Source organism: Acinetobacter stercoris (assembly GCF_900323515.1).
Classification (GTDB): domain Bacteria; phylum Pseudomonadota; class Gammaproteobacteria; order Pseudomonadales; family Moraxellaceae; genus Acinetobacter; species Acinetobacter stercoris.
In genome coordinates this window covers 1-11,646 of the sequence record NZ_OOGT01000125.1, presented here as the reverse complement: position 1 = coordinate 11,646, position 11,646 = coordinate 1, and the positions used below count along the sequence as shown (strand labels likewise).

Below are 11,646 nucleotides of genomic sequence, written 5' to 3'. Positions count from 1 at the left end.
AAGTGAAACTTTTAGTAATCCAGCTCATATATTTCCAATATTTAGATGATTGAAGTTGATGAAATTATCTAAATGGCTTATTTAAAATACTTGATTTCTCTACTCTCCGTCCTTATAAATAACACGTCTATGTTATTTTCTGAAGCGAATGAGTTATAAACATAATAACCTGATGGCAATGCGTGAAAGCTATTGGAATGATGAAAGTTCTCCCTCAGTTCAAATTGAAAAGCAATACTTTCAATCAACTTTAACCCAACATGGCGTTTTTAAAACTGCGAATCTAGAAGATGCCCGCTATTTCTTTTTTAGCCTCCCAAGCATAATTATTGTTAAAGGCTATGCATTGGGTTTTTTGGATCAATCTGTTCAATCCATGATTTCAACATTTATCCAGGCCAATAAACTTCAACTGATGCATAGACAAGAACTGAAAATTCAATACCGAATGTAAGTTTTAAAAATCATTTTGCTTAGGCTATTTAGTAAAATATTGGCATTTTTTTAAATACAGTGTGCCATTCAGCCAGTAAAACTATTTTAATACGCAGATAACATGTAATATTCGCTAATATTATTATCTGCTCGAATCGCTTAAGGGATTTAATCTTCATGTCAGATCAAAACGATAAGCTTAAAAATTTAAAAACCTCATCTATAGATCGACGCTTATCGATTGCAAAAGCTTCGTTATTGGCTGGAACCCGTTGGGCGGCTTCAAGTGCAACCTCAATTTTTTCAAGTGAAGAAGAAAAAGAAAAAAAACGTAAAAAAGCAATGAAAGAGCAAGCTGATTATCTTGTTTCTGAAATTGGAAAGTTAAAAGGTTCGATTGTTAAAATTGGTCAAATGATGGCTCTGTATGGAGAACATTTTTTACCAGAAGAAATTACACAAGCACTCAATACTCTGAACAATCAAACTGTGGCTCTTGCATGGCCTGCCATCAAGGAGCAACTGGTCAGTCAGTTAGGCTCAAAGCTAAATGATTTAACAATCGATCATGAACCTATTGGTACTGCTTCTCTTGCGCAGGTTCATCGTGCAACCCGTAAATCAGATGGATTGGAACTGGTATTAAAAATCCAGTACCCAGGTGTTGCCGATGCTATTGATTCGGATATGAGCCTGTTTAAAAACATGCTTAAACTTACCCGTATGGTTCCTCAAACTCGCGAATTTGATCAATGGTTTGACGAAGTCCGTGAGATGATGCATCGTGAAGTGAATTACAAAGTCGAAGCAGCAACAACTCGACGTTTTGCAGAACGATTACGTGGTGATTCACGTTATATAGTCCCTCAAATAATTGATGATTATTCAACAAATCAAGTGCTTTGCATGACCTATGAACGTGGTGTTCCTATCAATAGCCCTGTTATGTTGTCATTGCCCCAAGAACGCCGTAATTTGCTTGGTGAGGCCTCACTTGAAATCGCTGTTCGTGAAATTTTTGAATGGGGTGAAATGCAGACTGACCCAAACTTTGGGAACTATTTGGTTCGTTTGAGTGATGGTAATAACACACTGGATCGGATCGTACTACTTGACTTTGGTGCAATCCGCCAATTTGATGAGCAACTGCTTAAAGTCGCCCGAAATTTAATTATTTCAGGTTACCATCATGATGCTGAAGAGATGGTTAACTCTATGACAGGTTATGAATTTTTTGATGCGATGCCACTCAGTATCAAACCAGATATGGCAAAGGTTTTTTTACTGGCTACCGAGGCATTCAGCACTAAGGAAAATAATCCAGATCTACCAGCTGGTGTGATGGATGATCAAAATCGCTACGATTGGAAAAAAAGCCAGCTGCATAGTCGCGTAATGCAACGTGCTTCCAAATCTATGGCATCGCGTTACTTTAGTATCCCACCAAAAGAGTTTATGTTTATTAGCCGTAAATTTATCGGTGCTTATACTTTCATGACAGTGATTGAAGCAAAAACCAATGTCAGAAAAATGATCACACCTTTTTTATGATTTTATAAAAAGACCAAAATGATGCCAATAAAAATTTGTCATTTTGGTCAATATTTATTTTTTTACATTTAAAAATTAAAATTAAAATTTATTTTTTATCAATAAAATAAAAACAAAATTCAAAACCTAGCTACCATTTATCTTTAGTCAACTTGTACGTCAAGAATGACATGGTTTTTTCAATTTGATCATGTCAGGATGATTCTTATTAGCCAACAAAAGCTCTCAGGGTATAACAATGACCAGTATGGTAAATAAGGCTCAAGGTTTGGGTCTATCACTTATCACAAAAATTGCAGGAAGCGACCTATTAGATCAACTAAAACTTCGTAAATTTGTTGAGAAATCACTTTACCAAGGGTCTAAAGTTAGTTTTAAAACACTCAGTAAAACTCAAAAAGTTTTTAAATCCAATCAGGATGTACATAAACAACGACTACCGAACCAAGAAAAATCATTATTTGATCTCAGTCTGACTGAAGAACAGCAAATGACTGTCGATGCCATGAGCCAGTTTGCTACAGAGATTTTATATCCGCTGGCACACAATGCGGATAGTAACGAAACTTTCCCTTCCGAATTATGGCAACATAGTACAGATTTAGGTCTGAATTACTATGCGCTTCCAGAAGCACTCGGAGGTGTAGCATCAGAAAAAAATATTGTCAGCAATATTTTGATTGCGGAAAGTCTGGCAAAAGGTGACTTTAGTCTTACAGCTGGCTTACTTTCTACTTTTAGTGTAATCAATGCAATCACTCAATGGGGTTCCAGAAAAATCCAGTCCGCTTATTTATCTAGTTTTGCAGATGACGTCGACATAAAGGCAACATTTGCCATTCAGGAGTCCACTCCTGCTTTCAATCCTTTTAAACTCAAAACCAAGGCAGTTTCAGTACAAGGACAGCACTATATTACTGGTGAAAAAACTTTAGTTTTATTGGGTGAATCAGCTGATGTATTAATCGTAAATGCAGAATTAAACGGTCAACCTGAAGTATTTGTTGTCAAACGAGATGAAACAATCACTGCTAAACGTAGCCCGGCAATGGGTCTTAAAGCGACTGAAACCGTAACTTTAAAATTTAACCATACACCTGCCGAGATATTGGGTGATGAAGATTTTGACTATACTGCTTTCTTGGACTTGGGAAATCTGATGTGGTGTGCGATTGCAATTGGGACATGCGAAGCAGTCAAAACATATTGTATTCAATATGCCAACGAACGTACCGCTTTTGGTGAGCCTATTTCACATCGTCAAAGTGTTGCCTTCATGATTGCAGATATGGCTATTGAAATAGATGCCATGCGCATGTTGGTTTTAAATGCTGCAAGTTTGGCTGAATCAGGAAAACCATTTCACCGTGAAGCATATTTGGCCCGTTTACTTAGTGCTGAAAAATCAGTGAAAATCGGTACTGATGGTGTACAAATTTTAGGTGGTCATGGTTTTACCAAAGAACACCCTGTTGAACGCTGGTATCGTGACTTACGTGCCACTGCTATCTTACACTCGGGCTTACATGCTTAATTAAAATAATAACAATGAGGACAAAATCATGAATTTACAAAATCCAAAAAAGTTTAAAATATTACTCGATCAGGCACACGAAGTTGCAATCAATGTATTGCGTCCTATTTCACGTAAATACGACAAAGCCGAACATGCCTATCCGAAAGAGCTAAATATGCTGGGTTCATTGCTGGATGGAATGAATGATGGCGGTGAAGGCATGAATGCAGGTGCTGCTGTAGGGAAACGTGGCGCTACAGATGATAGTAATAAAAATGGCGTAAACATGTCCACAGCACTAGGTATCATCGAAATGTGTTATGGAGATACTGGTCTTCTTCTGAGCATGCCACGCCAGGGATTAGGCAATTCGGCTATAGCCGCTGTAGCAAATGATGAACAGTTAGAGCGATTTAAAGGTACATGGGCTGCGATGGCTATCACTGAACCTGGTTGTGGTTCAGACTCCGCAGCAATTCGGACAACAGCTACAAAAGATGGTGATGACTATATTTTAAATGGTGAGAAAATCTTCGTTACCTCAGGCGAACGGGCAGATTCGGTTGTGGTCTGGGCAACTCTGGATAAAAAGCTTGGACGCGCAGCAATTAAATCCTTCGTTGTTCCCAAAGGTACACCGGGTATGACTGTGGAACGTCTGGAACACAAACTCGGTATCAAAGCCTCAGATACAGCAGCAATCAGTTTTGTAGATTGCCGTGTTCCTGCTACAAATCTTTTGGGTAATGCGGAAATAGATGTTGCAAAAGGGTTTGCGGGTGTCATGGAAACCTTTGATAACACTCGCCCTCTTGTTGCAGCAATGGCTGTTGGATGTGCAAAAGCTTCTTTAGAAAGAATCAAAGAAATTTTCAAAGATGTCTTAGACGAAAACTATGCTACGCCATATCTGCAAACCTCAAATATAGCTGCACAAATTTACCGTATGGAAGCTGAATGGGAAGCATCTCGCCTACTCATGTTAAAAGCTGCATGGATGGCTGACAATAAAAAACCAAATTCTCGTGAAGCCTCTATCGCAAAAGCCAAAGCTGGACGTATAGGAAATGAGATTACCTTAAAATGTGTCGAACTGGCTGCGAGTGTCGGATATAACGAAGATGAACTGTTGGAAAAATGGGCACGTGATTCAAAAATTTTAGATATTTTTGAAGGAACCCAGCAAATTCAACAATTGATTATTGCAAGACGTGAACTTGGAAAATCATCAAGCGAGTTAAAATAAGCTATTTGCTTTCCTAGACTTAACACAAGAGATGAATTTTTTGCTATAAGGATTCATCTCTATGTTATTTTTATAAGTTATGTATTCTCTTCGCCCTATTCAACAAAAAGATAATATGGCAATTGCTCACATTATCCGTGAAGTTTCTAAAGAGTTTGGACTTGCACCTGAGTCTGGCTTTGCTGTAGCCGATCCCGTTTTAGACAATTTATATGATGTTTATCGTCAGGCTAATGCTCAATACTGGGTAATTGTTGATGATAATGATCAAGTTTTTGGTGGTGGTGGCCTGTCTCCACTTAAAGGTGATGATCGTATTCTTGAAATACAGAAAATGTATTTTTTACCTGAGCTACGGGGTTTTGGTTTTGCCAAACATATACTGGAAAATGCTTTTGATTTTGCGAAAACAAATGGCTTTCAATCATGCTATCTGGAAACAACCAAAGACCTCTGGCAAGCTGTGAAACTCTATGAAAAACTTGGTTTTCAGCATTTAACTCAACCTAAAGGGAATACTGGACATAGTCATGCCTGCGAAATCTGGATGTTGAAAGACTTAAAATAACAAAGCCCTTTTACGGGCTTTATTACTTAATTCTTTTATACAGTTTCGTTATTCAGCAATTTATCAACAACACCAAATTTCTTAAAAATTTTAGCGCGACGCTTTGGATAAATATTTGCTTTGTTTAAATCCCCACCATAATGATCAAAAACACGTTTATCCATCATTTTAAACCATACAGATGGAATTAATGCTGGCAACAACATCGTTGCATAACCACTTGGAAGCTCTGGTGCTTCATCAAAGTGTCTTAAAGCCTGATATGGTCTGGTTGGATAAGCATGATGGTCAGAATGGCGCTGCAATTGGTATAAAAATAGATTGGTAGTGATGTTGTTATTATTCCAGCTGTGTTCTGGCATGGTACGCTTGTAACTGCCATCTTCATTCTTTTCACGCAGCAAACCATAGTGTTCAATATAATTAATAATTTCAAACAGACTGATGCCATAAAAAGCCTGTGTAACTAAATATGGTAATATATCTTTACCAAACATTTTAAGCATCGAGCCGTGAAAACCGGCACTCATTAACCAGCCATGAAATAACTCATTTTCTTTAGAAAAAAATGGTAAACCTTTACGTTTCAAACGACGAGTTTCAATTTCAATTGAAGATTTAAGGCTGCCAAAAACAGTTCTCGGCCAAAACTCATAAAAACTTTCACCCATTTGTGAAGACGCTGGATCTTCAGGTGTTGCAGCACGTTTATGGTGACCATATGGGTGTTCTATACGAAAATGATTATAGAACAAAGGCATTAGAGTCGTATGTGACAAGTATTGTTCGAGTCTGGTTGAGCGATGGGAAAATTCATGCGCTGTCGTTACAGCAATACCATTAATTGCTCCCATAGAAATTCCTAGCAAAATTTTATCCAGGAAAGATGTCGTTTTACGCGAAACGACATATCCGGCAAATAAGTTTGCCAACATTTGAGATGGAACAAATAATTTCAAAATCTTATTGTAATATGGATCCTCAACCAGTTTTTTAATCTGTTCATCACTAGGATTGTTATCATCATGCCCTATGGCTGCATCAACCAAAGGAATGACGATATGTAATAAAATCGGTCCACCCAAAGCAAAAAGCTTTTTTGTTTTTTTAGGTCCAAACTGATAGCCTGCCAAAACGGCAACCCCAATCATCGGTAATGCCGGGCTAAGCAACCACCAATAACGTTTTTTATCCAAAGCCAGTCCTGATTCATTTGCAAGATTTTCTAATTCTTTTTCAGATAATTTAACTGGAGCATTCATTGCATTCACCTTTTCCTATCTACAACATATCTGATATATTTCAGTAAATAAGTGAAGCGAAACAGTTTTAAGCGTCCAAAAAACCTATTCAAACGTATTTGGCATATTCAACCCCGTATTTGACCTTTTTGAACATGATTTAAAACAAAATTGATACATACTCTTTAAAAGAGGTTCGGTTCTATTCTATGGATGCTTTAAGTAAAATTTTTGACGATATTCATTTAAATCAAACTGAATATCTCTATTTACAAACACAAGGTGACTGGGCATTTCATATTCCAGAACAATCAGCACTTATTGCACATATCATTTTGTTCGGACAGGCACAAGTTTTCATACAAGATCAATTAAAAATTGATCTAAAAGCAGGTGATATTATTCTTATCCCTGCGGGGTTAGAACATAAGGCTCAAAATATTGGGCAAACCAAGCTAATTCAATCAACTGACATTTCAAAACTATTTGATGGTTTAAAGCAGGATGCAATTCAGTTCGGTCAAGGAGATTCCAATAAAGCGCTCATCCTGACTGTACGCTGCCACATGGATGCCGTCATGGCTAAGCCTCTGGTCAATGCTCTCCCTCCATATTTACATATTCAAAATGCATTTAGTGATACAGCACCAGAATGGTTAAAAATCGGATTATATTTTGTTGCATCCGAGACCCAAAGGTCTTTGGCGGGTCGAAATAAAATCATGGATCATCTTGTAAGCATCATGTTTATTGAATGCGTCCGTGACTATATTGAACATTTAACAGATCAAAATAACTGGCTGAATGCACTTATTCATCCTGAGCTAGCAAGAGCACTCGCTGCAATTCATAGTTTTCCTGAGCGGTCATGGACTGTAGAAAGTCTGGCCGAACAATGTTTTATGTCCAGATCCAAATTTTCCAGTTTATTTAATCAAATTGTAGGAACCTCGCCTCTTGCATACTTACAACAACATCGTCTGCGTCTGGCAACCCAGTTTCTAAGGCAGGGACATATGTCAATTCAGCAAATCGCCCACCAAGTCGGATATTCATCAGAAACATCCTTTAGCCAAGCTTTCAAAAAACAGTTTGAAGTTAGCCCAAGCCAATACAAACAGAATGCTTAGCTTTTTCTACAGTATTTAAACTGTTCTATTGATCCTGTTATTCGCAGTTTCTTGCTAGCTCAAACTCGATACCAATATAATGTTGTTATGGTTTTACAAACAAATATAAAAAAAGCGCCGAAGCGCTTTTTTTATCAGAATCAGTTTATTTTATTTTCGCATGTGATTTTAAGTATTGAGTATAGTCATCCAACTCTTGCTCGGCACGAAGGCGCTGATAAAGCTGACTCAATTCCTGAACCTGATTAGGGTTCATAGTCTCAATACCTGCCTTATTTACTTTAGCCACAGCAACAACAACCAACTCATTTGGTAATGAAGTTGTTGTAACAGACCACATACCATCCTTAGGTGCGGGAAGACTGAATGCAGCACGTTCAATCGGACGTTTTAAACCTTGAGAGCGTGTAAAAACACCTGCATTCTGGAATGCAACCTGATTCTTTGCCAAGACCTGAGTAGCCGGTTCAGATTTAAACTGAGTCAACATATTGGCAATTTTTGCTTTAGCTGCTTTCGCCGCTTTATCATCAATAAGTTTAGCTTTAACTTGTGCAGATACCTGAGCAAGTGGTTGAACACCAGCAGCACGATAGTTACGTACTTTCACCCATACAGTATCTCCATTTGCTAGCTGAATATTACTCGATGCATTGCGGTCACCATTTTTCACATCCTCACTGAAGATTTTTGCTTTAACAGCAGGATCTGAAAGTACAGGAACGTTTGCTAAAACAGTTAAGCCTTTAACCGATTGTACCTGAGTTCCTTTTACAGCTTGAGTGACAGGATCTAAAGCATCATTACCCACAACTTGTTCATTGATGTTATTTACAGTATCTGAATAAAGGTTTGCGTTACGACTTTTCAGAATTTCAGTTGTTAACTCTGCTTTTTTAGATTCAAATGAAGGAATATCGGCAGCAAGAACTTTCGCTTCAATAATGTGATAACCATATTGTGTTTTAACAGGTTTAGAAATTTCACCTGCTTTTAATGCATTCACAGCATTATCGAATTCAGCAGAGAAGGCACCAGGCACATAAGTTGTTACCAATCCACCTTTGGCTTTTGAATCAGGATCATCTGAATATTGTTCTGCAGCCTGAGCAAAAGTCATGCCTGCTTTGATCTTTGCATATACATCATTTGCAAGCTTTTGAGCATCCGTATCACTACGGCTGTCAGCAGTTATCAGGATATGCTTCACTTCCCGTTTGATGTTCTTTTGTTGTTCCTGAACAAACTTAGAATATGCCTGCTGAAGCTCAGCATCTGAAACTGTTGTATTGTTTCCCTGCACTAAAGCTTGTGTTAAAACAACATAATCAACATCAACTGATGCAATTTGTTTAAATTGTTGCTGATGTTTATTGTAATAATCCGCTATTTCCTGATTCGTTACATTTACATTTTTCTTATAATCATCAAGCTTAATACTCGATAAATATAAATTGCGTTGTTCTGTTTGCAAATTGGCAATTTGTGCAACATCTTGTTTATTGACCAACGCATAATCCAAAATTGAACTACTAAGCATTTTCAAAGCATGATCTTGACGTAGATTGTCAATTAGAGCATCGCTTGTCATACCAACTGAGCGAAGATAATTTGCGTATAAAGCTTCAGAAAACTTGCCACCTTCCTGAAAATTAGGTTGTTGGGCAATCATTTGCTCAATTTGGGCATTACTTAGTGAAATACCTAATTTCTTCGCTTGTTGTAATAACAAACTACGTGAAATCAAACTATCTAAGGCATTTTTTTGAATAAAACTCTGATTTAACAAAGTCTCATCACCACCAACCATTGATAAATAGCGTTCTTTAAAGTTCTGTGTGACAGAATCAAGCTCTTTTTTAGGTATTTCTTGACCATTGACTGTCTGTGCAACATCTGCCTTGTTTCCACCACTAAAATATCCCTCAATACCAACAACAGCAAAAGGGAGTAGAAACAATACCAGTAAGACTTTACCAAACCAGCCCCGAATGACTTTACGAAACGATTCCATAAGTATTCCAATATTTTATTTGCGTGCGATTTTAACTGATAATGAACAATGAATGAATGGATAAAATCGTTATATTGCTTTTTTCATAAAAAAACGCGCCCAAAAGGCGCGTTTATATACTTAAAAGATCAAGCAACTGAATCTTTCAAACCTTTACCCGCTTTAAAACTTGGTACTTTGCTTGCAGGAATCTGAAGTTCAGCACCAGTTTTAGGATTACGACCAGTACGTGCAGCACGCTCTTTCACGCTGAAAGTACCGAAGCCCACAAGTGTTACTGTGTCGCCCTTTTTCAACGCTTCACCAATTGAAGCAATAGTCGCGTCTAATGCTTTACCAGCATCAGTCTTAGACAATTCCCCTTTCTCTGCAATGGCGTCGATTAATTCTGATTTATTCATGAAGATTACGTCCTCTTAGTATCGTTTGTTTAAGATCCAAGGCTTGTAGTAAAAATGCCATGACGACTTTATAGCAATGCTTTGGGGGGAAACGCAATACTAGACAATCGCTTTTTCACAAAAAAGTGCATTTATTCTCGTTTAAAATGTAATTTCATGCCTATTTTTGCTTATTTCCCAAAATCTGTTCTTTTATTGACCGGTTTTCTTCAAGTAAAAGATCCACTTTCTGATGTAGTTGTAAAATCAGGTTTTCCAGGCGTTGAACATCTTTAGCACTTACTAAACCAATACGGTTTAAAGATTGATTCACTCCTTGATCCAGAATTTTTTCGACACGATCCTTACTTTCAATCACAGATTCTTTCGCTTTTTCGGCAACTTTGTTTACCGTCTGATCTGTAATATCCGTTGTCTTGGATTCAAGTTCTTCACCAACTTTCACCAGAGAATCAAATAATTTATTACCTTCTTCTTCAGCTCTTGAAAACGCCCCTAAACCAGCAAGCCAGATTTGTTTGGTGTACTTTTTAAAATCAAGCGGGGATTTTCTTAAAGATTTAGTTTTAATTCGGCTAGATTCCTTTCCATCCTTTTCAAGTTGTTGTTGATTTATATCGTTGTTTTCTTGACCCATAAACCGTTGCTCCTGATCTTTTAATAATCAAACTAAATGATTACGTGCAAAAATATAACTATAATAGCAACATTATAGCTTGAACCTTTGATAAAACTGTTCTACAAAGCTAAGTAATTTTCGAAAATTCGCTTGGACGAGTTATACTTGATTTTTTGAGGCAGGATTCTCTGTTGTAAAACAGATAGGAAAGTTTTTATGAGTGAAACGCAACAACAAAAAGAACAATCTAGTCTGTTGCTAAATATCATCATGATTGTTTTTGAAACATTCTATTCTTTTATTTTGAAACATGATCGTGTTGTTCGAATACAAGCAAAGAAATTTGTTGATCAGCAAATTACGATCAAAATGAACAGTTATGTTCCCTATTTTGATTTTTATCTGCAATTTACAGATAAAGGACTATTATTTGATATAAAAGCACCAGAAAAGCCAGTAGATTTAGTCGTTAGCAGCACCCTGATTGATCTTGTACAAATTTTTCTTTTATCGAATAGACGCAGTATTAAAAAAATGCGGCTAGAGGGAGATGCAAATTTAAAAGATGAATTTAGAGATCTCGTACTCAATCTATCAGCACCAAAATTATTATCAGATTGGAAAAACTGGTTAAGCAGCCCAGATAGTGACCGAAATACGATTGCTTCAAAAAAACGGATACAACCATTACTTGAGAAAATTGATCAACAACGCTCACAAATCAATACGTTAAAGGTAGAAGTAAAACAGTATCAAAACCGCATACGACGGATGGAGAAAAATCAAAACCGTCTCAAAAAAGTTTTATATGTTGTAGCACTCCTCTTTTTAGTTTTAATCGTGTATAATTTGTGGCGGTTATTTTAATTAATAATGAAAACACAAATTATTACAAATACTCTTAAAAATACCCACTATTTTAGTC

The 11,646-nt window shown here is 37.0% G+C and carries 11 protein-coding genes; 7 read left to right on the top strand and 4 right to left on the bottom strand.

Annotation, left to right across the window (positions count from 1 at the left end; translation table 11 throughout):
- Nucleotides 1-148 precede the first annotated feature (148 nt).
- The 5 genes from KPC_RS12750 to KPC_RS12730 all read left to right on the top strand — a co-directional run bounded on the left by KPC_RS12750 (nt 149) and on the right by KPC_RS12730 (nt 5,316).
- Nucleotides 149-454 carry a hypothetical protein gene (locus tag KPC_RS12750; RefSeq protein ID WP_121974741.1) on the top strand — a complete coding sequence of 102 codons (306 nt, stop codon included), beginning with the start codon at nt 149-151 and terminating at the stop codon, nt 452-454.
- 158 nt (nt 455-612) lie between these two features.
- Nucleotides 613-1,986 carry an ABC1 kinase family protein gene (locus KPC_RS12745; protein ID WP_121974740.1) on the top strand — a complete coding sequence of 458 codons (1,374 nt, stop codon included), beginning with the start codon at nt 613-615 and terminating at the stop codon, nt 1,984-1,986.
- Between the two features lie 247 nt (nt 1,987-2,233).
- Nucleotides 2,234-3,520, top strand: coding sequence for an acyl-CoA dehydrogenase family protein (locus KPC_RS12740; protein ID WP_171334488.1), 1,287 nt, complete (start codon nt 2,234-2,236; stop codon nt 3,518-3,520).
- 28 nt (nt 3,521-3,548) lie between these two features.
- Entirely contained in the window at nt 3,549-4,748 is a 1,200-nt protein-coding gene (locus KPC_RS12735; RefSeq protein WP_121974738.1) for an acyl-CoA dehydrogenase family protein, read from the top strand.
- A 79-nt stretch (nt 4,749-4,827) separates the two neighbouring features.
- The gene (locus KPC_RS12730) at nt 4,828-5,316 is read left to right on the top strand and encodes a GNAT family N-acetyltransferase (RefSeq protein ID WP_121974737.1); all 489 of its coding nucleotides are present in this window, start codon (nt 4,828-4,830) and stop codon (nt 5,314-5,316) included.
- Nucleotides 5,317-5,351: 35 nt separating this feature from the next.
- Here the strand turns inward: KPC_RS12730 and KPC_RS12725 are convergent, their stop codons facing one another.
- Nucleotides 5,352-6,578 carry an alkane 1-monooxygenase gene (locus tag KPC_RS12725; RefSeq protein ID WP_121974736.1) on the bottom strand — a complete coding sequence of 409 codons (1,227 nt, stop codon included), beginning with the start codon at nt 6,576-6,578 and terminating at the stop codon, nt 5,352-5,354.
- Nucleotides 6,579-6,766: 188 nt separating this feature from the next.
- On the opposite strand from KPC_RS12725, the gene KPC_RS12720 reads away from it, so the two are divergent.
- Entirely contained in the window at nt 6,767-7,687 is a 921-nt protein-coding gene (locus tag KPC_RS12720; RefSeq protein ID WP_121974735.1) for an AraC family transcriptional regulator, read from the top strand.
- A gap of 145 nt (nt 7,688-7,832) precedes the next feature.
- Here the strand turns inward: KPC_RS12720 and KPC_RS12715 are convergent, their stop codons facing one another.
- From KPC_RS12715 to KPC_RS12705, 3 genes are all read right to left on the bottom strand, one after another.
- Nucleotides 7,833-9,701: a SurA N-terminal domain-containing protein gene (locus KPC_RS12715; protein ID WP_121974734.1), complete on the bottom strand. Its 1,869-nt coding sequence runs from the start codon at nt 9,699-9,701 to the stop codon at nt 7,833-7,835.
- Nucleotides 9,702-9,829: 128 nt separating this feature from the next.
- The gene (locus KPC_RS12710; protein ID WP_121974733.1) at nt 9,830-10,102 is read right to left on the bottom strand and encodes an HU family DNA-binding protein; all 273 of its coding nucleotides are present in this window, start codon (nt 10,100-10,102) and stop codon (nt 9,830-9,832) included.
- A 160-nt stretch (nt 10,103-10,262) separates the two neighbouring features.
- A complete protein-coding gene (locus KPC_RS12705) occupies nt 10,263-10,739 on the bottom strand; it encodes a phasin family protein (RefSeq protein ID WP_121974732.1) in 477 nt (158 codons plus the stop codon).
- 198 nt (nt 10,740-10,937) lie between these two features.
- Between KPC_RS12705 and KPC_RS12700 the strand changes: the two genes are divergently transcribed.
- Nucleotides 10,938-11,588: a hypothetical protein gene (locus KPC_RS12700; RefSeq protein WP_121974731.1), complete on the top strand. Its 651-nt coding sequence runs from the start codon at nt 10,938-10,940 to the stop codon at nt 11,586-11,588.
- Nucleotides 11,589-11,646 lie beyond the last annotated feature (58 nt).